At 70.0% G+C, this 23,026-nt stretch carries 17 protein-coding genes; 6 read left to right on the top strand and 11 right to left on the bottom strand.

Annotated elements, in window-relative coordinates; all coding sequences use genetic code 11:
* Window positions 1–22: 22 nt before the first annotated feature.
* The gene (locus tag AB0I89_RS00820) at window positions 23–397 is read left to right on the top strand and encodes a VOC family protein (protein WP_357117980.1); all 375 of its coding nucleotides are present in this window, start codon (window positions 23–25) and stop codon (window positions 395–397) included.
* Between the two features lie 60 nt (window positions 398–457).
* Here AB0I89_RS00820 and AB0I89_RS00815 read toward each other — a convergent pair whose 3' ends face one another.
* The 8 genes from AB0I89_RS00815 to AB0I89_RS00780 form a co-directional block, all read right to left on the bottom strand.
* Window positions 458–748 carry a DUF1905 domain-containing protein gene (locus tag AB0I89_RS00815; RefSeq protein WP_357117977.1) on the bottom strand — a complete coding sequence of 97 codons (291 nt, stop codon included), beginning with the start codon at window positions 746–748 and terminating at the stop codon, window positions 458–460.
* Window positions 749–806: 58 nt separating this feature from the next.
* The gene (locus AB0I89_RS00810) at window positions 807–5,474 is read right to left on the bottom strand and encodes a tetratricopeptide repeat protein (protein ID WP_357117974.1); all 4,668 of its coding nucleotides are present in this window, start codon (window positions 5,472–5,474) and stop codon (window positions 807–809) included.
* Window positions 5,474–5,884, bottom strand: a complete 411-nt coding sequence (locus tag AB0I89_RS00805) for a CU044_2847 family protein (RefSeq protein WP_357117971.1) — start codon at window positions 5,882–5,884, stop codon at window positions 5,474–5,476. Before AB0I89_RS00805 ends, AB0I89_RS00810 begins: the two co-directional genes overlap by 1 nt.
* 257 nt (window positions 5,885–6,141) lie before the next feature.
* Window positions 6,142–6,954 carry a hypothetical protein gene (locus tag AB0I89_RS00800; protein WP_357117968.1) on the bottom strand — a complete coding sequence of 271 codons (813 nt, stop codon included), beginning with the start codon at window positions 6,952–6,954 and terminating at the stop codon, window positions 6,142–6,144.
* A 23-nt stretch (window positions 6,955–6,977) separates the two neighbouring features.
* The gene (locus tag AB0I89_RS00795; RefSeq protein ID WP_357117965.1) at window positions 6,978–7,628 is read right to left on the bottom strand and encodes a response regulator transcription factor; all 651 of its coding nucleotides are present in this window, start codon (window positions 7,626–7,628) and stop codon (window positions 6,978–6,980) included.
* Complete coding sequence (locus tag AB0I89_RS00790; protein ID WP_357117962.1) at window positions 7,619–8,836, bottom strand: sensor domain-containing protein; 1,218 nt, start codon at window positions 8,834–8,836, stop codon at window positions 7,619–7,621. Before AB0I89_RS00790 ends, AB0I89_RS00795 begins: the two co-directional genes overlap by 10 nt.
* Complete coding sequence (locus tag AB0I89_RS00785) at window positions 8,833–10,173, bottom strand: FtsX-like permease family protein (protein WP_357117959.1); 1,341 nt, start codon at window positions 10,171–10,173, stop codon at window positions 8,833–8,835. Before AB0I89_RS00785 ends, AB0I89_RS00790 begins: the two co-directional genes overlap by 4 nt.
* Window positions 10,170–10,907 (bottom strand): ABC transporter ATP-binding protein, encoded by a 738-nt coding sequence (locus AB0I89_RS00780; protein WP_357117956.1) that lies wholly within the window; start codon window positions 10,905–10,907, stop codon window positions 10,170–10,172. Before AB0I89_RS00780 ends, AB0I89_RS00785 begins: the two co-directional genes overlap by 4 nt.
* A 210-nt stretch (window positions 10,908–11,117) precedes the next feature.
* Here AB0I89_RS00780 and AB0I89_RS00775 point away from each other — a divergent pair, with 210 nt between their 5' ends.
* Window positions 11,118–14,579, top strand: a complete 3,462-nt coding sequence (locus AB0I89_RS00775; protein ID WP_357117952.1) for a ThuA domain-containing protein — start codon at window positions 11,118–11,120, stop codon at window positions 14,577–14,579.
* Window positions 14,580–14,649: 70 nt separating this feature from the next.
* On the opposite strand, the gene AB0I89_RS00770 is transcribed toward AB0I89_RS00775, so the two are convergent.
* Complete coding sequence (locus AB0I89_RS00770) at window positions 14,650–14,871, bottom strand: hypothetical protein (protein ID WP_357117949.1); 222 nt, start codon at window positions 14,869–14,871, stop codon at window positions 14,650–14,652.
* A gap of 213 nt (window positions 14,872–15,084) precedes the next feature.
* Here AB0I89_RS00770 and AB0I89_RS00765 point away from each other — a divergent pair, with 213 nt between their 5' ends.
* Window positions 15,085–15,891, top strand: coding sequence for a GntR family transcriptional regulator (locus tag AB0I89_RS00765; RefSeq protein WP_357117946.1), 807 nt, complete (start codon window positions 15,085–15,087; stop codon window positions 15,889–15,891).
* A complete protein-coding gene (locus AB0I89_RS00760) occupies window positions 15,888–16,613 on the top strand; it encodes a protein phosphatase 2C domain-containing protein (RefSeq protein ID WP_357117943.1) in 726 nt (241 codons plus the stop codon). The genes AB0I89_RS00765 and AB0I89_RS00760 overlap by 4 nt, the downstream gene beginning before the upstream one ends.
* 12 nt (window positions 16,614–16,625) lie before the next feature.
* Here the strand turns inward: AB0I89_RS00760 and AB0I89_RS00755 are convergent, their stop codons facing one another.
* The gene (locus AB0I89_RS00755; protein ID WP_357117940.1) at window positions 16,626–17,153 is read right to left on the bottom strand and encodes a hypothetical protein; all 528 of its coding nucleotides are present in this window, start codon (window positions 17,151–17,153) and stop codon (window positions 16,626–16,628) included.
* A 118-nt stretch (window positions 17,154–17,271) separates the two neighbouring features.
* On the opposite strand from AB0I89_RS00755, the gene AB0I89_RS00750 reads away from it, so the two are divergent.
* Entirely contained in the window at window positions 17,272–18,831 is a 1,560-nt protein-coding gene (locus tag AB0I89_RS00750) for an acetolactate synthase large subunit (RefSeq protein WP_357117937.1), read from the top strand.
* Window positions 18,832–18,942: 111 nt separating this feature from the next.
* Window positions 18,943–19,704 carry a hypothetical protein gene (locus AB0I89_RS00745; protein WP_357117934.1) on the top strand — a complete coding sequence of 254 codons (762 nt, stop codon included), beginning with the start codon at window positions 18,943–18,945 and terminating at the stop codon, window positions 19,702–19,704.
* Between the two features lie 51 nt (window positions 19,705–19,755).
* Here AB0I89_RS00745 and AB0I89_RS00740 read toward each other — a convergent pair whose 3' ends face one another.
* Complete coding sequence (locus AB0I89_RS00740; protein WP_357117931.1) at window positions 19,756–22,776, bottom strand: S8 family serine peptidase; 3,021 nt, start codon at window positions 22,774–22,776, stop codon at window positions 19,756–19,758.
* Window positions 22,777–23,026: the final 250 nt, after the last annotated feature.

Below are 23,026 nucleotides of genomic sequence, written 5' to 3'. Positions count from 1 at the left end.
ATCGACCGAAAGACGGGTACTCGTGACGGTCACGTTCAACCACACCATCATCGCCTCGACGGACAAGCACGCGTCGGCGGCCTTCTACCGGGAACTGTTCGGACTCCCGGAGGCGCCCCCGTGGGGGCCGTTCGTCAATGTACTGCTGGACGAGGGGGTGCTGCTCCAGTTCGCCGAGCCGCCGGTGGACATCCAGATGCAGCACTACGCGTTCCTCGTCGACGACGAGCTCTTCGCGCGTGGCCTGGCGTACATCCAGGAACGAGGCGTCACGTACTGGGCCGACCCGCAGATGAAGCGGCCAGGTGAAACGAACACCGAGCACGGCGGCCGAGGGGTCTACTTCAAGGACCCGGCAGGACACGCGATCGAACTCATCACGCGCCCGTACCTCTAGCAGCCCCCCTGGTCGGACGCTGTGGCTCAGCGTCCGACCAGGGCGGGTGGGCGAGCCGCCCTACCGCGGCCGGACAGCGAGGTGGATGTGCACGACGTCGTCGAGGGCAATGCCCTCCTTGTTGCGCACCGAGTCCCGCAGCGGAAGGACGTAGCCCCCGTCCCTCGGGAACAGCGAGGTGCGCCACCGGCTTCGCCCAAGCCGGACCTCGACCGGGATCATGCCCCAGCCGTAGGTGACGGCGGATGCCACCTGACGCACCATGTCGACGCACTCGGGTGGAATCGTTACGAAGTGGTACGGCGATGGCCCGCGCCACTCCCACACGGCATCCTCGAACTCGTACTCCACCACGGCATCAGATCACGCCGAACCCGTTGCCGTAGGGGCACGGCAAGACGGCGTGCCTTTACTCCTCGCCAACGACGGACCGCCCTGTGCCGTCTTCCTGCTCTGGACCTTCCGCCTGGTCCAGTAGTGCGATCAGCGTCCGCACCGATTGTTCGTCGAGGGCAGCGATGACGGCGCCGCGAAAATCGTGCTCGCCGAGCATCCTGCGGAGCTCACGGAGCCGGGCGAAATTGAAGCCGGCTTGGGGAACGCCGATCCCGAGCCGTATCGCGAGGGCCTGGCAGTGGAAGGTCACCGCCTCGCCAAATTCCCCCATTTCGGTACGCAGAGTCCCGAGCTGGCTGATTGAGGTGGCCATATCGGCCTGGTTGCTCAGCCCTTCGTTGATCGCCCGAGACTGCTGGTAACGGCGTTCGGCCTCACGGTAGTCACCCCGAAGCTGAGCGAGCACGCCCATCTGGTGGTAACTGGCAGCCATACCAGACTGATTCCCCAGCTCCTCTTTGATCGCCAGGGACTGCTGGTAACGGTGTTCAGCCTCGCCGTAGTCACCCCGCTCCTGCGCGAGGATGCCCAGATGGTGGTAGTTGATAGCCATGCCGGACTGGTTGCCCAGCCCTTCGTTGATCGCCAGAGACTGCTGGTGACGGCGTTCGGCCTCCTCGTAGTCACCCCGAAGCTGGGCGAGGGTTCCGAGCTGACCGTAGCTGGCCGCCATGCCGGCCTGGTTTCCCAGCTCCTCCTCGATGGTCAGGGACTGCTGGTAACGACGCTCCGCCTCGGCATAGTCACCCCGATACTGAGCGAGGATGCCGAGCTGGTGGTAACCGGTAGCCATGCCAGACCGATTCCCCAGCTCCTCTTTGATCGCCAGGGACTGCTGGTAACGACGCTCCGCCTCGCCGTAGTCACCCCGCCCCTGCGCGAGGATACCCAGCTGGTGGTAATTGGCAGCCATGCCGGACCGGTTGCCCAGCCCCTCGCTGATCGCCAGAGACTGCTGGTAACGGCGTTCGGCCTCACCGTAGTCACCCCGAAGCTGGGCGAGGGTTCCGAGCTGACCGTAGCTGGCGGCCACGCCGGCCTGGTTTCCCAGCTCCTCCTCGATGGCCAGGGACTGCTGGTAACGACGCTCCGCCTCGGCATAGTCACCCCGATACTGAGCGAGGATGCCCATCTGGTGATAGCTGCTGGCCATGCCGGCCTGATTCCCCAGCGCCTCCTCAATGGCCAGGGACTGCTGGTAACGACGCTCCGCCTCGGCGTAGTCGCCGCGAAGCTGGGCGAGGATGCCGAGCTGCTGGTACCAGGCCGGCCGACGGGGTGAATTTTCAGGAAGCCAGCGCAGGGTGTCGTGGATGAGGCTGGCCTCTCGGTCCCAGGCCCCCCACTCGTCGAGTTGGCTGCAGATGTGCTCGGTGACGGTGCCGGCGGTTTCCAGATCGCCGGCGGCCAGCAGGTGGTGCCGGCTCTCGCCGAGATCGTGGAGGTCGTCGAGCCGATCTTGCGGCCATCTCCCCACGCGCCACTGCCAGTATGTCGCGGCGGCCCGGTGGGCGGCGGTGACCAGCCCGGGGCGGTGGTGCGGACCTTGGTCGCTGTTCCAGTGGCGATGCAGCTCGGCGGCGGTCCAGCGGTGCATCACGATCCGGCCGTCATCGACGATCGCTATCAGACTGGTAGTGGCGAGTTTCTGGGCCAGCCCGGCCATCCCCGGTGGTGCGGTGAACGGGGGCTGAGGCGGTCGGCGTGCCTGCTCAAGAAGCCGGACGAGACGTTCGGTGTCTACCGGGGTCAGCGGGCTGTCCTGCCCGATTGCCTCCGCCAGCCCGTTGAGATCGAGTGCATAACGCGACAGCAGGTCCGTGATCTCCGCGGCCGCCTCCGCCATGTCGCCGGGCTGCTGTTCGGCATCCGGCTTCGCGACACCGACCTGGAAGAGCAGCCCGTTGACGTCGACGGGTTCGCGGTAGACGCTGATCCCGGCCAGCAGCCGGACCGCGCCCTCGATGGCGCCGAGGCGGGTCAGGTGCTCGGTCAGCAGGACATCGTCGGCGGCCAGCGTGACCGTGTCAGCCAGCGCTGCGTCCAAAGTGCGCTGTTGGGCCAGCCAGGCGGCCGTGCCGGCAGTACCGAGCCGTGTTTCGACGGCGTGGTGGAGGCGTCGGGTGATGTCGGCGAAGCGGCCCCGTCCGGCCGGGTCGCCGCCGTTGCCGGGCAGCAGCGCGTCGAGGTACTCCAAGGCCCGAGGATGCCCACCGACGGTCTGCCAGATGCGCTGCACCGCGTCGATATCGGCGGCGTGCCGGTCCAGTCGGGGAAGCGACCACAGCAGCTTTCGGGTCTCGGCCAGGCTCAACGGCGGCACCTGGTAGGGATGCAGCCGTTCGGCGGCCGGAACGGGTAGCCCGAACCGGTAACGGCTGGTGATCAGCAGCCGGCTCCGGCCGGGGCTGGTCAGCCATGCGGCCAGCAGTCCCGCCAGCCCGGAATCCCCGACTGACCAGCCGCCGTCGATGCCGCCGTCACGGATCAGGTTGTCCTCGAAGTTGTCCAACACCACCAGGATCCTGACCCCGGCCAGAACCTGGTCGCGCAGCAGCGCGAACCGGTCCGACCAGGGCAGGTCGACCCGACCGGCCGTCTGCACCGCGACCATCGGCGGGCCGCTGAACTGTGTCCGCAGCACCAGTTCCCGGCGAGCCGCGTCGGCGAGCGCGGTCAACAGCCCGTCGACGGTGACCGGCCCGGTCACGGTGACCAGACGCCAGTCCGGCGAGGTGTCCAGCAGGCGGCGCACCACCTCGGCGGCCAGGGTGGTCTTCCCGACCCCACCGATGCCGTGCAGCAGCACCGCCGTACCGGTGCCGTCACTGAGGAGGCCGGGCAGAACGCGCTGGGCGGGTCGGCGACCGACGAACTGCCCGACGGGCCGGGCGAGGAGGCCGCCCAGGTCCGGCACGATCTCCGCGCGAGATTCGGCTGGTGCGGTGCCGTCCGCGACGGCCACCGAGGGTGTGGCGGCCAGCACGCTGACCACGCTCCACTCGTCCATGCCCCCGACCGCCTGGGTCAACGGGTCCGGACCGGTGGCCAGGTCTCGTTGCACGCGCCGACGGGCCTGCGCCACCGCCGCGACCACATCCGGCCGCGCCGATGCCGCCAGCTCGGCGTACACGGCGGCGAACAGCCTCGTGGCGTACACGTCGGTGACCGAGGTCTGCGTCGCGATCACCGCGCCCACGCCCCGCCGGGCCAGCCTGGCGGCGAACGACCCCGCGCCGTCCTCGCCGTCGACATCGGTGTAGCAGGCCGCCAGTGAGATCACCCGCGGCATCCGGCCCTCCGGGATCGCCTCCGCTATCAGGGTTTCCGGGTCCACCGACCGCGGACGCCCCTGCTCGTCCTCCAGGTGCAGGACGCCCGGCGCACCGTGTGCGGACAGGTGCAGCACATGCGTGGTGTCCTCGGCGAGGACCGCACGGATGGCCGCCGTCGTGGCGAACGGCACGATCCGCACCACCGCCCGGCTGCGGTGCGCACCGTGCACCGCGTCCAGGACACTGCTCAACTCCCGCTCGTAATCCAGCAGCGGACCGCTGCCGGCCTCCGGCGAGGCGATCGCCACCACGATCCGCAACGGCCCCGGCGCCGCAGCCGATCGGGAGCCGGCCGCATCCACCCTCCGATACACCGACACCAGCTCGTGCAGCACCACCGGACGGCCGGTCACCGGCTCCGGCAATGCCTCCCACGGCAGCCACCACCAGTCCGGCGCCTGCACCCCCACCCGCACCGGCACGTGCTCCCGCTGGGCACGGCGGATCACCCGGGCAAGCGCCTGCGCCACCGCGACCGGCAGAAATGATTCCGCCATCAGCTCGCCGGCGCGCCGCAACGACACCACGCCGGCGGCCTGGCCACCGGTCGCAAGGTCACGTACCACCGCACGTAGCCGAGCGCGTTCCCGGCGTACGTCGTGCAACGCGTTGGCCAGGCCAGCTGAGACACCACGATGCTCCGCGGTCACGTCCTGGCCACACCCCGACAGGCGCACCTCTGACTGCGACACCGTCAGCACCAGGTCCAGCAGACCATTGGCCGGCGTCGTCTCCTCGACGACGACCGACGCCACCCCTTCCAGCAGCGCGGACAGGTCTTCCACCCGCGACACCCACACGGCACCGGCCAGCCAGCCGTCCTGCGAGTTGTAGCGGCCGGAAACCACGCCGACCACCGCCCGGTCGGACGCCCGCAGCACCGGCGCACCACTCATGCCGGGCATCACCGCGTCCGCCTGTAGACGTGACCACAACACGCCGTCCCGCAGCGCCGGCCCGCGCCAGTGGCCTCCAGCGGTCAGCAGCTCGTACTCGTGCCCGTCGTCCTCGACCGTCGGGTAGCCGGCCGTCGTCACCGCCTCGTTGTCCCGCACCCCGTCCGAGACAACGAGGTGCGACGCCGACCCCGGAAGCGGCCGCTCGGCGCGCAGGACCGCCAGGTCGTGCACCTCGTCGAAGCGTTCGACCGTCGCGTCCCATCCCGCACCGACGCCGACGGGCCCGACCCGCACCATGGATCCCACCGCCGCCGCGCCGATATCCACGAGAACGTGGTGGGCTGTGACCAGCACACCCCCCTCGACCTGGAAACAGGTGCCGGCAGGCGACGCGCCATCAGCAGCAACCCAGCCGAGAAAGTCGTAGCCGGCCACCCGCGTCGTCATTACGCGCCGTCCTGCGGCGCCTCAGTTTCGGTGTCCGCGTCGTCCGGGGCCGCTTCGCCTGGCCCGCGATGCACAGGGTCGGCACTCGCGCCATAGGTGATCTTCACCTTCAGCGATGCCTCACCCGCGGCGCCCGCAACGATCACGTCACCCTTGGCCGACACCTTCAGACCGAACTCGACCTCGACCGACTCCGGGCTACCGACCCGGCGCGTAACCCGGCCGACCGTGCGCGCCGTCGACACGGCGATCTCCTCCACCGCCGACTGCGCCCGCTCGAACGCGCCTGCCGCGTAGTCCACCGCCCGATCGACGCGTCCCGGTGTCGACGTCTGCTGAGAACCAGCCGCAGGCACGACCTCGACCAGCACCTCGACCGCACCCACCCGCACAGGAACCGTCTGCGCCACGGAAGACTCCTTCGCCGAGAAATGGTAGAAACCGTCCGACCATCAAGTGGAGACACCAGACAAGATCGAGCAAGGCCCGGCAGGGGTCAAAATAAAGCACAAACGAAGTGCCACCCGCCAGGGCCACAGCACCGAAATGCCCCAAACGAACGGGCGAAGTCAGGGATCCGACAACAGTTTCGGTACGCAACAAGATGGGCTGACAACAGTTCCGAAGAATTGGACAGATCACGCTCAGGAGAAGGCCTTACGCGCTCTCATCGCAATCCGCAGGAGGCCACAGTGGCATCGTCCGGAACCAGGGCGTCGGGGTCGCCGCTCATCCGCGCCTCGAACGCACGGATACGCCGGATGACGCCGGACGGCCCGTCGGCGGCAAGTAGTTCCCGCACCCCCGGCCAGTCGGTCAGACCGTACGGGGTGACGATCCGGCTGGCACCGTTGCTGAGCACCGCGATGCCGTGCAACTCGTCGAGGGCGACGCTCCCGGTCACCGCCTCCCACGCCGCCCGCGGATCGTCCTTGGCGATCCAGTAACCGCCCGGCCGGTTCCGACGAGCGCGCAGTGCCAGGGCGCAGGAGGCGCGGATGTGGTCGTACTCCGGGGTTCCGGGTGTGACACCGGCCAGGGGCACCGAGCATTCCCGCCGGGCGGCCACCTCGCGCTCGTCGGTGACCACCCGCACGCCGCCGCCGACCTCATCGAGCATGAGGTACGAGTCAGCGAGCAGAAGGTGCTCCAGCCGTCCCCGGTGGACGCGGGCCATCAGAACGGTCGCCTGCGGGCTGCTGGGATCGGTGATGTCGCAGGTGGCGCGATGGGCGGCGGCCGTCTCAGCGATGGCGTCGGCGAGGATGGCCGCGAGGCCCCGCCCGTCGGCCCGCGACAGACCGCCGAGCAGCGTGCCGCCGAGACGATGGGTGTACCAGGCGACCCCGTGCGCGCAGAACGCCTCGGCCCCTGGAATGCCGGCGCCGTCCAGCAGTACGAGGGCGCCGGGCACCGCCCCCACGAAGTCCTCGTTCGGCCGGCCGGCCCTACCGGCGCTCGTCGCGAGACTGACGTGCATGGGCCGCTCCTTGCCACGAGAGATCAGCGTGCCGCGTTCAGATAGCGCAGTACGGCGAGAACTCGCCGGTGGTCGGTTCGCGCCTGGGGTAGGTCGAGTTTGGTGAAGATGGCCGTCACGTGCTTCTCCACGCTGCGCGGGGCGAGGTGGAGCGACTCGCAGATGGCGAGGTTGGACCGGCCCTCGGCCAGCATCCCCAGGACCTCGCGCTCCCGCTCGCTGAGCCGGGCGACGCCCGCGTCCACCGACGGCGCCGCCAACAACTGGCGCACCACCTCCGGATCCAGCGCCGTCCCGCCGGCGGCCACCCGGCGCAGCGCGTCGACGAAGTCCTCGGTGCTGACGATCCGGTCCTTCAGCAGGTAACCGACCCGACCCGGGTGCTCGGCGATCAGTTGCCGCGCGTACCGGGTCTCCACCCACTGCGAGAAGACCAGCACGCCGGTGTCCGGATGGCCCGCCCGGATGGCCAACGCCACCCGCAGGCCTTCGTCGGTGAAGGTCGGTGGCATCCGTACGTCGACCACCGCCGCGTCCGGTCGGTGTTCGTCGACCGCCGCGCGCAGGTCGTCACCGTTGTCCACCGCCGACACGACGGTGATCCCGTGATCGGTCAGCAGCAACGTGATCCCGTCGCGCAGCAACGGGTTGTCCTCGGCGATCACTACGCGCACGGCAGCTCCACGGTGATGGTCGTCGGTCCCCCGGGCGGACTGTCCAGCCAGAGCGCGCCGTCCAGCGATTCAGCTCGTCGGATCAGCCCCGCCAGACCCGTACCCCTGCCCCCGGATCGCGCCCCACCGCGCCCATCGTCGCTGACGGTCAGGCGCAGGACGCCATGCTGCGCGCGAAGGTCCAGCCGGATCCGGCTGGCCCCGGCGTGCTTCGCCACGTTGGTGAGGAGTTCGGCGGCGCTGAAGTACAGCGCCGATTCCAGGTCGGGTGTCGGGCGCTCAGGCAGGTCCACGTGTACCTCGACGGGCACCGCGCTGCGCGCGGCCAGGGTCTCGATCGCGGTGCTCAGGCCGGTGTCGAGCGCGGGCGGGTGGATGCCCCGCACGATGTCCCGCAGCTCGGTCAGCGTCTCCACCACCGCGCCCCGGGCCTGGGCCACCATCGCCTTGAGCTCCGGCTCACCGGCTCGCCCCTCGATACGCGACAGACCCACGCCGAGCGCGACCAGCCGGGCCTGCGTACCGTCGTGCAGATCCCGTTCCACCCGCCGCAGCAGCGCGGCCGCGTCGGCCCGCAGCGCGGCCCGGCTGGCCTCCAGAGCCGCTATCCGGACCCGCTCGGGTCCCGGCTCCAGCAGTGCCCGCACCAGCCACCGGTCCAGCGACACGATGAGTCGGAAGTACCACGGGAACACCAGCAGCGCGGTCAACCCCTGCGCGGCCAGTGCCCAGGAGCCGCCCCACGGCGGGTCTTGCGGAAAGCGGTGCACCCACACGGGGTAGGTGACGCCCACCAGACCTCCGACGACGAGGGCCCCGCCGAGGTACGCCCCCGCGGCCATCAGCGGCAGCCGGGCGAAGCAGTACGCGAGGGCCTTCCAGCCGCTGGCGTCCGTCAACACCGCGCGAGCCCAGCGCACCGGGCCCGTCCCCCGGCGGCTCACGGGCGGCGGGTTCGGCCAGCTCCAGCCGAGGAACAGCCGGGCCGGCCCCCGGAAGTACCGAACGGTCAGCCGCGCGAGCAGCAGCACACCGGTCAGCAGTGGTAGCCCGATCGTCAGCAGCGACAGCGCGGAGAACACCAGCCCCAGCAGCGCTATCGCGAACGTCGGCACGGCCAGCACGGTGCCGGTGACCGTGTATCCGACCTCACGCCAGGTACGGGCGGTCGTCGGAGCACGCAGGACCACGCCGACGACGGACCTCACGGGTCCACCGCCAGCGACTCCACCGCCGGGCGGCGCATCGCGACCAGCGCCGGCACGACGGTGCCCAGCAGCACCAGGCCGAGCACCACAGCCAGGCCGCCGGCCAGTTGCCCGGGTGGCAGGTAGGGCATCCACGTGCCCAGCATGCCGTGCAGCATCGGCACCATGGTGACCATCGCGACCACGGTACCGACCACCAGGGCGGTCACCGTCACCAGCAGGGCTTCGCAGACGACCACGGCCAGCGCGCGCATCCTGCTCGCGCCGACCAGCCGGGTCACCGCAAGCTCCCGACGTCGGGACAGGAGTACGGTCACCAGCGTATTCACCGCGGCGACGGCGGCGAAGGCGACGTAGACGGCGGTGCCGGAATACTCCGTCCACACCTGCGCCGCCGGGTCGGGAGCGCCGTGCACGTGCGCGGACGTGGTGTGCGTGACCACCTTCACCGTGGCGAACGCGATCGCCAGGACCAGTGGCACCAGCGCGCCGGACAGCGCCGTGGCGCGCACCGCGAGGTTGTCCGCCGCCAGCGCCCCGGTACCCCCGAACAGTCGCGTCAGCGGAGCGGCCAACCGCAGCAGGACCGGGCCGAGGAAGCCGGCTCCCACGCACATCGCCAGCATGGTGAAGAGACTCGACTCACCGGCCTTGGCCGGGTCACCCTTCGCGATCAGGATCGACAGCACGACGCCGCCGGTCAGGAGGACCACCCCGATCGCGGTACGCAGCAGGCTGATCCGACGCCGCGGGACGGCCGTCTCGGTCAGCGCGGCGGCGGGGCGTACCCGTGCTGGTCGCATCGCGGCGGTCAGCGCGCCAACCACCGACGCCCCGACGGTGATGCCCAGCGCCGCGGGCAGTGCCGCAGGCGACGGGTGGAACGTCACGCCGGGCGGGATCGCCTGGTGTCCGGTGAGCCCCGCCAGCCAGGCGTGGGCGAGCAGGGCACCGAGCGGTACGCCGAGCGCGGTCGCCGGCACCGCCACCACGGCGGCCTGGGCCGCCACCGCGCGGCGCACCCGGCCGGGAGTGGCACCCACCGCTCGCACCAGCGCGATGTCCCGCGCCTGCCGGGCGATCGACGACGTCATGGTCAGTCCGACGATCAACGCGGTCAGGTACACGGACACCACCACGAACAGCGTGGCAATCTCGGGGATCGAGCTCTCGGTCAGCACCTGCCGGGCGGCCGGGTCCAACCGCGCGCCGGACATCGAGGAGCTGGCGCCCAGCGCTCCGGACACCAGCGCGGCGGCCAGGCACTGCGTGACGAACGGACCGGCGAAGGCCCACGGCTGCTTGCGCAGCGCCTGCCGGGTCAGTCCCGCGCTCACCGGGCCACCGCTGGGTCACCCGTGGTGGCACGCAGCCGCTCCCCGATGTGTGCCGCATCGGGTGTCGGGCCGTCCGCCACCACCTCGCCGTCGCGCAGCAGGACGAGTCGGTCGCTCCAGGCCGCGGCCATCGGATCGTGGGTGACCATCACCACCGTCACCCCGGCCCGGTCCACCCCGCCACGCAGCAAGCGCAGCATCTGCTCACCGGTCGCCGGATCCAGCGCTCCGGTCGGCTCGTCCGCGAACACGACGGCGGGACGACTGGCCAGCGCGCGGGCGATGGCGACCCGTTGGCGTTGGCCGCCGGACAACTCGCCGACCGGCCGACCGGCCAACCCGGACAGACCCACCTCGGCCAGCACCTCGTCGAGTGGGCGCGGACGCGGTCCACCCAGCCGCCGGGGCAGCAGCACGTTCTGCCGCACCGTCAGCTCCGACAGCAGGTTGTACGACTGGAAGACGAAACCCACCCGGTCGCGGCGCAGCCGGGTCAGCGCGCCTTCGCGCATTCGGGTGACGTCCCGGCCGACCAGCCGGACCCGCCCCGACGTCGGCCGGTCCAACCCCGCCGCGCACTGCAGCAGGGTGCTCTTGCCCGAGCCGGTGGCTCCCATCACCGCCACGAACGTGCCGGCCGGCACCACGAGCGAGATGCCGCGAAGGGCGGCGAGCGGCCGTCTGCGCGAGCCGTAGGTGCGGGTCACGCCGTCGAGTTCCACCACGTTGTCCATGTGTTCCACCCTCGACGCCGACGGCGATCCGGACATCCGGGCGACCCGAACGATCCTGGTGCGGTTATCCGTACCCGCGTCGCGCTGCGGCAGCCCGCCAGGAAACCGCTTACCTCGTGTCTATTGACGCTCATAAGTGGCTGTCAGTACCGTGATGCGGGCATCGAGAAAGCGCTTTCCGACCCTCACCGTCCGACAGGGAGCGCCCCCATGCCCAAACACCTGCGCGCGATCTGCCTCGCCCTGCTCACCGTCGCCACCGTCCTGAGCACCACCACCGCCCTGCCCGCCGAGGCCGCCCCGCGCTTCCGGGTGCTGGTCTTCTCGAAGATCACCAACTTCTACCACGACTCGATCCCGGCCGGCGTGGCCGCGATCCAGCAGCTCGGCGCCACCCACAACTTCGAGGTCGTCGCCACCACCGACGCGGGCGCCTTCACCGACGCCAACCTCGCCACCTTCGACGCCCTGGTCTTCAACAACACCAACTCCACCCCCGCCTCGGGCGACCTGCTCAACGGCAGCCAGCGCGCGGCGTTGCAGACGTTCATCCGCAACGGCGGCGGCTGGGCCGGCCTGCACGCCGCCTCGGCCAGCGAACGGGACTGGTCCTGGTACGAGGGCCTGGTCGGCACCATCTTCGACTACCACCCGGACTTCTCGGCCACCGGCGGCACGTACCCCGGGCGGGTGAAGGTCCTCGACCGCGCCCACCCCTCCACCCGCAACCTGCCGGAGCTGTGGGAGCAGAGCGAGGAGTGGTACAACTGGCGGACCAACCCGACCGGCAACGTGCACACCCTCGCGCAGATCAAGGTGCGTGACGGGATCAGCGGCCTGGACGAGGGCGTCGACCACGCGTACTCCTGGTGTCAGCGCTACGACGGCGGCCGGTCCTGGTTCACCGCCGGTGGGCACGCCAGCTCCCAGTTCAGCAGCGCCACGTTCCTGGAGCACCTGCGCTACGGCATCGAGTGGGCCGCGGGCGCGGTCGCCGGCGACTGCTCGGCCAGCAGGACCGGCACGTTCGAACGCGTCGGGCTGGTCACCGAGAACCTGGCCGACCCGTTCGAGCTGGCCGTCGCTCCCGACCGCAGGGTCTACTACATCCAGCGCACCGGCGCGCTCAAGGTGGTCGACTCGGACACGCTCCAGGTCACCACGCTGCTCGACCTCGCGTACACCTCGGCGATGACCGACCAGTCCGACGGCCTGCTCGGGATGACCCTGGACCGCGACTTCGCCAGCAACGGCTGGGTCTACCTGCTCTGGTCGGACAAGACCCTCAAACAGCTCAACCTGTCCCGGTTCACGGTGGCGAACAACAGCGTCGCGCTCTCCTCGGAGAAGCGGCTGCTGACCGTCCCGACGTACCGGGGCGTGGGTCGGGCCAACTCGCACATGGGCGGATCGCTGGCCATGGACGCGGCCGGTCGCCTGTACGCCGCGATCGGCGACAACACCGACCCCTTCGCGTCCAGCGGTTACACCCCGATCGACGAGCAGTCCGGGCGGGCCGCCTGGGACGCCCAGGGCACCGCCGGCAACACCAACGACCTGCGCGGCAAGATCCTGCGGATCACCCCGCAGGCCGACGGTACGTACACCGTGCCCAGCGGCAACCTTTTCCCCGCCGGCACCGCGCGGACCCGACCGGAGATTTACGCGATGGGCATGCGCAACCCGTTCCGGATCACCATCGAGCCGGGAACGAACGCGGTGCTCGTCGGTGACTACGGCCCGGACGCCCGCGCCGCGGACGCGAACCGTGGACCGGAGGGGACCGTCGAGTTCAACCGCATCACCGCCGCCGGCAACTTCGGCTGGCCGTACTGCGTGGGCAACAACATCCCGTTCAACGACTACAACTTCGCCACCAGCACCTCCGGGGCGAAGTTCACCTGCGCCGCGCCGGTGAACAACTCCCCCAACAACACCGGCCTGACCACCCTGCCAGCGGCGAAGCCGGCGCTGGTCTGGTACGCGTACTCCGCCTCCGCCCAGTTCCCCGAGGTGGGCACCGGCGGTGGCGGCCCGATGAGCGGGCCGGTCTACGACTTCGACCCGGCGAACACCCGTACCACCAAGTTCCCGGAGTACTTCGACGGCAAGTGGATCACGTACGAGTTCACCCGCAGGTGGTTCAAGACGCTCTCGATCCACCGGACGGCGCAGACCTTCAGCAACTCACGTTTCGCCCCCACGGCCGTCGGTGACCTCCAGTCGATCAACGGGATCTTCGAGAACATGAGCTGGATCCAGCCCTTCGAGGCGGAGTTCGGCCCGGACGGCTCGCTCTACGTCATCGACTTCGGCGAGGGCACCGGCAGCGGTCGCGGCGGCAGCAACGCCGGCGCGGGCATCTACCGGATCGACTACGTGGCGAACGGCCGACCACCGACCGCGAAGATCACCGCCAGTCCGGACACCGGGCGTACGCCGCTCACGGTCAGCTTCTCCTCGGCCGGCGCGACGGCCGGCGACGGCACCGCCCTCAGCTACGCCTGGGACTTCACCAACGACGGCACCACCGACTCCACCGCCGCCAACCCGAGCTTCACCTACTCGGCTGCCGGGAAATTCACCGCCCGGCTGACCGTCCGCAACAGCGGCAACGGTCTGACCGCCACCGCCGTCACCGACGTGGTGGTCGGCAACACCCGGCCGACGGTCACCATCACCGTGCCCGACGGCGGCTTCTTCGACTTCGGCGACAAGATCCCGTACACGGTGACGGTCACCGACCCGGAGGACACCACCATCGACTGCGCGAAGGTGACCGTCCAGACGCAGCTCGGGCACGACACGCACGCCCACCCACTGGACGTCTACACCGGCTGCTCCGGGCTGCTGGCCACCGAGGCGGACGCCGGTGACGGGCACGGGCCGGGACAGAACCTCTACACCCTGATCACCGCGCAGTACACCGACGGTGGCGCGGCCGGCGTGCCGGCGCTGACCGGCTCGACCCGGATCCAGCTGCAGCCCAAGAGCAGGGAGGCCGAGCACTTCAGCGCCCAGTCCGGCCTGATCGTCAACGACCGGACCACCGCCCGCGCCGGCAAGCGGCTCGGCGACGTCGACCACAACGACTGGGCGGCGTACGGGCCGGTGGACCTGCGCAACATCGGCTCGGTCACGCTCGGGGTCACCAATGGCGGACTCGGCGGCACCATCGAGCTGCGAACCGGTTCACCCACCGGCACGCTGATCGGTACGGCCACCATCGGCTCCACCGGCGGATGGGACAACCTGGTGTCCCCCACGGTCACGCTCACCAACAAACCGGCCGGCACCACCACCCTGTACACGAAGTTCGTCAACACCGCGCAGGTCGGCGGCACGCCGGACCTGATGTCGCTGGACTGGATGCGGTTCAACGGCGCCGGCGTCAAGCAGGAGCCGGGCGGAAGCCTGACGATCGCGGCCAACCCGACCGGCGGCGCCGCGCCGTTGACCACCACGTTGACCGCCACCGCGACCGCGCCGTCCGGGCAGAGCATCACCGACTACGCGTGGGACTTCGGCGACAACAGCGCGGTGGCGCACGGCGCGACGCTGCGGTCGACAAGTCACAGCTATCCGCGAAAGGGCACCTTCACCGCCCGCGTGACGATCACCTACACCGGCGGGGAGACCCGCTCACTCAACCTGACCGTCACGGTCACCTGATGGGAATCGGTGGCGGGCGGGTCAACCCGCCCGCCACCGGCCACGTCCCGGACCGCCAGAGACCGCACGTCTAGCGGTCCTGCCTGACCTTGGCGATGTCGAGATCCAGCAAGGGGCCGAAGAACCTGGCGAAGTCGTCCAGGGAGTCCGACCGGAAGATCTCCCGCGCACCATCCAGGATGGCGACCGCACCCGAGGGAAGGTCGAAGAGGTAGCCGACAACCTTCTCATCCCTGATGAGAACGAAGACCTGCGGCACTTCCGCCACGACAACCGTCGGGCTTTCCAGCATCGGTGGACTGCTCGCGGGCGACGCTTCTGGATCGCCACAATTTCTCGTCATGGACATCCTCCTCCTGAGGGCTCCCCGCGCGCCGGTCGCGACGGCCGACCCGACCTCGGCCTCATCGAGACCAATTGTCTTGGGACAATCCCTGGGGATAGTCTGGGGACAATCTGACCCAGAGTCAAGGCTTGTCTATGGACAACCGGGAAGGGCGTTGACGTGCCGGTGCACTCGCGCTACCTGAACATCGCGTCCACGATCCGCGAACGGATCGAAGCCGGAGAATGGGCACCGGGTGCCCGGCTTCCGACCCTCAACGATCTCGCGGCCGAGTACGACGCCAACCGCGACACAGTCGGGAGGGCCATCGCCCTGCTGGAGACCGAAGGCTACGTGTGGGCCGTCCAGGGGCGGGGCATCGCCGTTCGATACGGCACGATACGTCCACGTCGACCCCGCGGCGATCTGGTCAAGCGCAACGAGCAGGCAACCGGATACTCATTCCCTTCGGCAAGCAGCCAGGAGGTGTGGGTCAGCCACGGCAAGGCCGTCAACCTGCCGGCCCGACTGGACGACCCCCGCGTCGCCAAGCTTCTGGGAGTGGAGCCCGGCACCGAAGTGCTGCGCCGGTTCCGGGTTACCGGGCCAGCGTCCGAGGCCCCGTTCCAAATCAACATCTCGTGGATTCACCCACGCGTCGCCGACATCGTGGCCAACCTGGACGCGAGCCCGGCGGCGGGCGAGTGGCTGCACCACATCGAAAAGGCCGGCCACTGGCCGATCAGTTGGATGGAGATTCACCGCGCCCGGATGCCCAGCAGAGACGAGGCAGCTCTTCTGGAGATCCCCACCAACCTGCCCGTACTGGAGATCGTGCGGGTCGGCACCTCCGGGGGCGACCAGAAGCCGGTCGAGGTGACCGAGTACGTCGTGGCGAGCGACCGAGTCGAGACGGTCCACGTCCTGCACCGCGACGCGAACGCAAAGGAGCCGTGGCCTGACGGCGAGCCGAGGAGCGGGTCATGACCGTGGCCCTCACTCTCGCGGCGGCCAGCCGGACGCACCAGGGCCTCGTCCGCAGACGAAACGAGGACTCCCACAGCCAAGGACAGTGGCTGTACGTGGTTGCAGACGGCCTCGGCGGCCATGTCGCCGGTGACATCGCGAGTAGCACAGTCATCGCTGCCGTGAAGGCGTACGACCGCCTGGTGGATCCTGAGGATCTTGCTCACTCCTTGGGACGGGCCATCAACGACGCGAGCGACGAGTTACGAAGGAAGGTCCGCGAGAACCCGAATCTGGCCGGGATGGGCACCACGTTCGTCGCTCTGCTGCATGCCGGCAGTGATGCGGTCGTGGCAAACGTTGGGGACTCTCGTGCCTACCTGATCCGACGCAAGCGCCCCCGCGACAACGCCCTGGTGCAGATCAGCGAGGATCACACCTACGAACACCTCGTCGCCGACGCCGAGGAGGTGCCCAACCTCCCCGGGAGGCTAGCCCGCTTCCTCGACGGACGGGCCGACGGCCGGTCGGCCGACCTGAGGCCTCTCCAGCTTCAGCCCGGCGACCGAGTCCTGTTGTGCTCTGATGGACTGAGTTCGTACGTGCCGTACGAACGGATACGGGCCGCGCTCGACTCCGACGCCGACCCCGGGGACATCGCCGAACAACTCGTGGCCCTGGCGATCGACGAGGGTGGACACGACAACATCACCGTGATCGTCATCGAAGCGATCCGGCCCTGACGAACCCGCGCGCTAGTTCGACAGGGACGCTGGCACGGGTAGCTCGAGATGTGCCAGGAGGGCGGCGACCTCGCGGTCGAGCTGCAGGCCGACCTCGTGGATCGCCTCCACGTCGAACGACCCGAACGTGCGACTGGGCTGCTCGATCACGAACCGCACCCCGCCGTCGGGCAGATCGCCGATCATCGTGCGCAACGGCGCGTACAGCATGGCGGTGGGGTCGTGCCGGTACATCTTCTCGGCGATGGTGTGGTTGCCCATCAGGTACTCGACAGCGTTGCCGGCGTCACCCGCGAGGCCCATCATCGGTCGCAGCTCGCCACTGCTCCAGTAGATGAGGAAGTCGTGGGGCGCACGCTCGCGCATCAGGGCGAGCACGTCGTCCCAGGGGGCGTCGCGGGCAACCAGGGCGTCGAACGCCGCGTCGTCGTAGCGCGGGACCGCCTGCTCGTACTGCCGCCGGAACTCCTCGAACGGTCGATCGACACCGACGTCCAGGCGTCGGGCCTGGTAGGTGCGTTCGGTGTAGCCCGGCTTCATCCCGCGTTCCCCGATCCCCGATCCCCGTCGAGCTATTTCACGAGCGTCACCACTTTAGTCCGAAATGCACCCTTAGGATCGGATCATTGTTGGTTCAGCCGTCGGTGAGGTGGTGGGTGTGAACGGCGCGGAAGCACTGCTGCGGACGCTGGCCGACGCCGGGGTGGAGGTGCTCTTCACGAACCCCGGCACCACCGAGCTGCACCTGGTCGGGGCGCTGGAGTCGGTTCCCGAACTGCGCGGAGTGCTCGCACTCTTCGAGGGCGTCGTCACCGGCGCGGCGGACGGCTACGCCCGTATCGCGGGCAAGCCGGCGGCGACCCTGCTGCATCTCGGGCCCGGACTCGCGTACGGGCTCACGAATCTGCACAACAGCCGACGCGCCAACTCGCCGGTGGTCAACATCGTCGGCGACCACGCGACGTTCCACACCGCCTTCGATCCTCCGTTGAACTCGGACATCGCCGCCCTGGGCGGATGGCTGCAAGGGCCGGTTCGCCGACCCGAGGACGCGGCCGGGGCCGGCCCCGACGGCGCGGCCACGCTCGCCGCCGTCCTGGAGCCACCCGGTCAGATCGCCACCGTCATCATGCCGGCGGACGTGTCGTGGTCGGACGGAGGCACGGCCGCACCGCCGATGCCGCCCCGCGCGACGCCGGCCGTCAGCCAGGACGTGCTCACGCGGATCGCGGAGGTCCTTCGCGCCGGGGAGTCCACCGCCCTGATCATCGGCGGGACCGTGCTGCGGGAGTCGGGTCTGTTGGCCGCCGGCCGTATCGCGGCGTCGACGGGCGCGCGGGTGTTCCAAGAGTTGTACTCCAACCGGGTCGAGCGTGGGGCCGGCCTGCCCATGTTTCCCCGGCTCGGCTTCTATCCGGATCAGGTGCTCGACCAACTGCACGGGATACGGCACGTCATCGTCGCGGGCACCAAGGCACCCGTCTCCTTCTTCGCCTACTCCGATCAACCGAGCCTGCTCGTACCCGAGGGAGCGCAGACGCACGTCCTGGCCGAGGTTGGCCAGGACGCCGTCGGCGCGCTCGACCGACTCGCCGACCTGGTGGCCCCGGACGCAACCACCCCGGTGACCGAACCGCGTCGACCGGCGCTGCCGACCGGGAACCTCACCCTGCGGAACTGGACGGACGTCGTCGCGGCGTTGCTGCCGGAACGCGCCATCGTCATCGACGAGAGTGTCAGCTCCGGCACCGCCCTGGCTGCCGCCACCGCTGGCGCTCCCCGCCACGACGTGCTGATGCAGACCGGCGGAGCGATGGGTGACGGCCTGCCCCTCGCCGTCGGCGCCGCGGTCGCGGCACCCGACCGGCCGGTACTGGCGCTGGTGGCGGACGGCTGCGTCATGTACACCGTCACCGCGCTGTGGACGCAGGTACGCGAGGGGTTGAACATCACCAACGTCGTCCTCAACAACCGCGCGTACGCGATTCTGCGCCAGGAGTGGGAGTACTTCAGCAATCGTCCGGGTCACACCAACCCGGACGGAAATCCGCTGTTCGACCTGGCCAACCCACAGATCGACTTCGTGGGTCTGGCGAACGCCTTCGGCATGCCGGCCAGTCGTGTCACCACCGCCGAGCAACTCGCGGAACAGCTTTCCCGAGCGCTGGCCCACGACGGACCGCACCTCATCGAGGCCGTCATCCCGGCCGCCGCGTAGACGCATCCGGTCCCGCGACGCGGCCGCTCGACCCCGGTCGCCACGGCGGCATTGATCGTTTCCGGTCGCCGCTGGCGGGGAACTGCTCAGGTCGACGTGAGGGGGGGAACCATGAGCCGATCCGCACTGCCGCCGACCGTCCGAGCGCCCCGGATGCTCGGGCTGATCCTGCCGTTGGTGGGCACCGTCGCGCTGAGCACCGCCTGCACGGCTGCCGAGGAGGGATCCGACGCGACACCGTCGAGCGCGTCGACGACGTCGGCCCCGGCGAGTCCGACCGACCCGCCGTCCGGGAGCGCCAGCGCGCCGACGACCATCCCGACGTCGGCCTTCGTGGAGCTACCGTCTGAGCTGCGGAAGTCACCCCGACGTTCGACGCCGGTCGCCGAGGCGCTGCCCAAGCTGTGCGGCAACGAGTTCGGCACCGGGGGCCGGCAGGTCACCGCGAGCGCGGCCATGACGGTGACGTACAAGAAGGCCGGCGAGCCCGACAGCAACACGCCGCAGGGCATGATCCACCAGACCATCTTCACCTTCGCGGGCGACGGCGCCACGGACTACCTGCGCCGTCTGAGCGATGCGGTGAAGGCCTGCCCATCCTTCGACCAGGGCGACGACCCGGTCACGGTCGAGAGCAGGGCAGTGCCCGGTGTCGGGGACGAGGCGTTGCTCGTGACCCGCGCCTGGGCCGCCACGAACCTGAACGGCGAGCGCACCGGCGGCGAGGGGTCCAGCCAGATCGCCGTGGCCCGGGTCGACGGGGTCGTGACGGTCTTCGACGACCAGGGCTGGGAGGGCAGCAGCGGCAATCCCGCCATCCTGGACCAGACCATGCGCAAGGGCGTGCGCACGATCGACGCCTGGCAGCGCTAGCGAGAACAGTGGGGCGGCGCACGACAGCGCCGCCCCACGATTCCGGTACGGCTACTCCTCCCAGGCGCTCTGCTGGGTGTAGACGAGGTTGCCGGGGACGACCGTGCCGTTGGTGCGGTACTCGGTGTACGCCCAGAAGTCGCCCTCGGGCAGCGGCCGGTTGGGCTTCAACGTGAAGTTGAGGCTCATGCCGCGCTCGGTCGTCGACGGCAACGTCAGCGTGGCCGGCGCGTAGGTGGCGTTGCGACCGATGATGGCGTGGCTCAACTGGAAGTCCACGACCGGGCCACCGGGCACCTGCGCGAACACGTAGGCCGTGTAGCGCCCCGGCTCGGGCAGGAACTTGTACGCCTGCTCCGCGCTGGTCCAGTACCTGTCACTGCTGTAGACGAGCTTGTCGCCCTTGTACAGGTACAGGTCGAGGTTCGTGTTCGGATCCTCGGTGTTGGCCTCGACGATGATGCCGGCGGTGTTCGCCGGCACCGTGAAGTCGACCTTCTTCACGCCGGACGCGCTCGGGTCGAACACGCCGCCGTACACGCCGGCCGGCATCGAGTACGAGTCCCGGCGCATCGGCGTGTAGCCGGTGCTGCGACCGGTGAGCGGGCCGGTGAAGCCCGGCTGGGCGTAGCCGAACGAGCCGCTGGTCATCCGGCCGAACTCCTCGCCGTCGTCAGCGTACGGCCGGGGGGTGATGCCCCACGGGCGGGCGGCGACGGGGATGCGGGCACTGTGGACCTTGCCGCGCCAGGTGATCGACCCGGTGACGTACCGGTCCCAGGGGGCGCTGCCCCGGCGCAGCGTGATGGACACCGTCGCGGACTTGCCGGGCGCGAGCGTCACCGACGCGGGCGACACCGTTACCGTCATGCTGGGCAGGCCGGACACCGACGACCGGTAGGTCTCCCGCGTCGTACCCACGTTGGTCAGGGTGCGCTTGATGGTCACCGGGTGGGTGCCGTCGTACTCGCGCAGCGAGATGGCCGGCAGGTTGAGTTCCTTGCCGTCGGGCTGGGCCGTCTCGCTGAACTCGACCAGGTCGGCCGCGGTCGGCTCGATGACCAGGCCCGGGTCCTTGGCTCCGGTCAGGTTGATGAAACCGCTGCCCTGGTCCAGCGGGTTGCTGGTGCCCCGGGTGTCGGTGGCGGTGGTCCGCAGGGCCGAGGCGACGGTCCCCGGCGACCAGGTCGGGTGCGTGGCGCGCAGGATCGCCGCCGCGCCGGCCACGTACGGCGAGGCCATCGAGGTTCCGGAGTACGCGTCGTAGTCCCGACCGAAGTTACCCGCCGGTGAGACCGCGGCGATGATGTCCGTCCCCGGCGCGACCAGGTCCGGCTTGAAGACGCCGAGGGTCACCTTGTCCGGGCCGGTGGAGGAGAAGTCCGCCACGCTCGGGATCCCCGGGACGCTGGAGCCGTCGCCACCGTTGCGCAGCGACACCCTGGCGTCGGTGGGGTGGCGCATCAGGTAGTTGAACAGCGTGCCGGCCTGCTTCTCGGTGTTCAGGTAGACCACCGGGAAGTTGTAGACGGAGTTGACCCGGTAGTTGCCTTCCGGGACGAACACGACCATCCCGGCCCCGCCCTTCTCCTTCACCTCCAGCGCGGAGTAGAAGGGGGACGACAGCGCGCAGGCGACCACCTTGCCCTTGATCTTGGCCGCGTCCAGGCTGCCGGGTTCGCAGTACGCCGAACCCTGCTCCAGTGAGCCGGCCTGGTCGCCGAAGACCATCGGCCGCGAGGCATCGCCGGGCAGGGCGTCCAGTGAGCCGCCGACCAGCTTGGTGCCGTCGCCCAGCTTGACCGTCGCCTCGTTGGCGTTGGTCACCGCCGCGCCCACCGTGGTGACCCAGGGCGCCGCGTTGCTGATGGCCCCGCTCACGATGCCGGTGTTGCCCGCCGACGCCGCCACGAAGACGCCGGACAGCGTGGCGTTGAGGAAGGCGACACCGATGGGGGTGTTGGCCTCCCAGTCGCCGAGGTCGCTGCCGATGGAGAAGTTCAGGACCTGCACACCGTCGGAGACGGCCGCGTCGATGCCGGCGATGATGTCGGCGTCGTAGCCCATCCCGCCCCAGAGCACCTTGTAGACAGCGATCTGGGCGTCCGGCGCGACACCGGAGACGGCACCGAAGGAGCGGCCGTCGATGGTGACGTCCCGCACCGGCAGACCGGCGGCCGTGGACGCGGTGTGGGTGCCGTGCCCGGCCGCGTCGCGGGGCGACAGGAACTCACCCTCGGGTACGGAGCCACCGCCGGCGAGCCAGGTGTCGGCGAAGTACCGGGCACCGACGATCTTGCCGTTGCAGTGCTCGGCCACGAAGGCCACGCCGGTCTGGCAGGTGCCGTGCCAGGTCTTGGGCGCCGGCATCTTCTTGGCGAACGACGCGCTCTCCGGCCAGATGCCGGTGTCCAGGACGCCGACGACCATGCCCGCTCCGGTGGCCGGGCCGGGCTTGACCGGCTTGGCCGGCTTGACCGGCTTCGCGGCGGCGTCCGTCGTGGACGCGGCGGCCGCGGAGGAGGTCGGCGTACCGGCGGCGGGGGCGCTCGGGGCGGCCGCGAGCGGCATCGCCGATCGGGTGCCCAGCGCCCGCGCGGCGGTGACGGCGCGGACGCGCTTGTCGGCCCGCAGCGCGGTCGCCTGCTTGGCGGTCAGCGTCGCCGAGAACCCGTTGAAGGCGGCGGTGTAGGCGGCCTTGACCTGGACGCCGGCCGCGCCCGCGACGGCGGATCGCTGCGCGTCGAGGTGCCGGCGGTACGCCTGCGACGGCGCCGACGTCACGTCCAGTCGGGCGCCCGGCGTGGGGCGGGTCCGCGCGAGCCCGGACGTCCCACCGACGTACGTGGTCAGCGGCGCCTCGGCCAGCTCGACGACGTAGACGCCCGAGCCGTTGGCGTCCACGGCGGTCTTCGGGCTGGTCCCGTCGGCGTCGGCGCGACGATCGGCGCCGTCGGTCAGCGTGGTGCGCCGGTCCGATCCCTTGGTGAAGTAGCCGGCGCCGCCGCTGGCCGACCGGTCGCCCGGCGCTGCCGACGCTGATCCCGCGACGCCGGTTGTGCCGGCGAGCATCGCTGCGACCAGCGTCGGTATCGCCAGTCTTCGCAGATTTTTCCCGCTCGTGCGTGTGGACACGAGACTCCCTTCGATTGCTCCTGTGTGGAGCTTCTTCAGTGACCGCGACCCGCATGGGAGCGCTCCCCCACCTAAGCCCTCGACGGTTAATCGAGGATTCGAGCGGTGTTACGGATCATGATGCAGATAAGATCATGATGTTTCACCCGTGCCTAGATCATGTTTTTTCGGCGCGGCTGCGGGACAA

This window comes from Micromonospora sp. NPDC049801 (assembly GCF_040656575.1).
GTDB lineage: Bacteria > Actinomycetota > Actinomycetes > Mycobacteriales > Micromonosporaceae > Micromonospora.
Note: the sequence above shows the minus strand (reverse complement) of the source record. Positions and strands in the feature narration are given on the sequence as shown.

Coding starts and splice junctions, on each gene's coding strand:
- AB0I89_RS00755 (WP_357117940.1), bottom strand. CDS start 17,153: ATGAAGCCGGGCTACACCGAACGCACCTACCAGGCCCGACGCCTGGAC.
- AB0I89_RS00810 (WP_357117974.1), bottom strand. CDS start 5,474: ATGACGACGCGGGTGGCCGGCTACGACTTTCTCGGCTGGGTTGCTGCT.
- AB0I89_RS00770 (WP_357117949.1), bottom strand. CDS start 14,871: ATGCTGGAAAGCCCGACGGTTGTCGTGGCGGAAGTGCCGCAGGTCTTC.
- AB0I89_RS00775 (WP_357117952.1), top strand. CDS start 11,118: ATGCCCAAACACCTGCGCGCGATCTGCCTCGCCCTGCTCACCGTCGCC.
- AB0I89_RS00760 (WP_357117943.1), top strand. CDS start 15,888: ATGACCGTGGCCCTCACTCTCGCGGCGGCCAGCCGGACGCACCAGGGC.
- AB0I89_RS00745 (WP_357117934.1), top strand. CDS start 18,943: ATGAGCCGATCCGCACTGCCGCCGACCGTCCGAGCGCCCCGGATGCTC.
- AB0I89_RS00780 (WP_357117956.1), bottom strand. CDS start 10,907: ATGGACAACGTGGTGGAACTCGACGGCGTGACCCGCACCTACGGCTCG.
- AB0I89_RS00800 (WP_357117968.1), bottom strand. CDS start 6,954: ATGCACGTCAGTCTCGCGACGAGCGCCGGTAGGGCCGGCCGGCCGAAC.
- AB0I89_RS00740 (WP_357117931.1), bottom strand. CDS start 22,776: ATGCTCGCCGGCACAACCGGCGTCGCGGGATCAGCGTCGGCAGCGCCG.